Raw genomic sequence first — 782 nt, 5'->3', positions numbered from 1 at the left:
ATCCTGCGCCCCGGCTACGCCATCGAATACGACTATTTCGATCCGCGCAACCTTAAAGCCAGCCTCGAAACCAAAACCATCCAAGGCCTCTTCTTTGCCGGACAAATCAACGGCACGACCGGCTACGAAGAAGCCGCCGCGCAAGGCCTGCTCGCAGGCGCAAATGCCGTGCAATACATCCGCGAACAAGATCCGCTCCTGTTGCGCCGCGAACAAGCCTATCTCGGCGTATTGGTGGACGACCTCATCACCAAAGGCGTGAACGAACCCTACCGCATGTTCACCAGCCGCGCCGAATACCGCCTGCAACTCAGGGAAGACAACGCCGATATGCGCCTGACCGAAGACGGCTACAAAATCGGCTTGGTGGGTGAAGAGCAATGGCGCATGTTCAACGAAAAACGCGAAGCCATCGAACGCGAAATCCAACGCTTGAAAACAACGTGGTACACGCCGCAAAAACTCGCCGAAGAAGAGCAGCTGCGCGTATTCGGCCAAAAACTCAGCCGCGAAGCCAACCTGCATGACCTCCTGCGTCGTCCGAACCTCGACTACGCCGCGCTGATGACCCTGCCCGACGCACAACCTGAAACCACACTTGCCGACAGCGTGGTCGAACAAGTCGAAATCCAAGTTAAATACCAAGGCTATATCGACCGCCAAAACGAAGAAATCGACAGCCGCCGCGACATCGAAACCTTAAAACTGCCCGACGACATCGATTACAGCAAAGTCAAAGGTTTGTCGGCAGAAGTGCAGCAAAAGCTCAATCAGCACAAACC

At 55.5% G+C, this 782-nt stretch carries 1 protein-coding gene; it reads left to right on the top strand.

Features of this window, described 5'->3' with window-relative positions:
• The coding region (locus tag ACTHUM_RS16155) for an FAD-dependent oxidoreductase (RefSeq protein ID WP_440403442.1) at positions 1-782 on the top strand (782 nt) is incomplete at both ends.

The sequence above is a fragment of the Neisseria sp. P0021.S006 genome, assembly GCF_051956895.1.
Note: the sequence above shows the minus strand (reverse complement) of the source record. Positions and strands in the feature narration are given on the sequence as shown.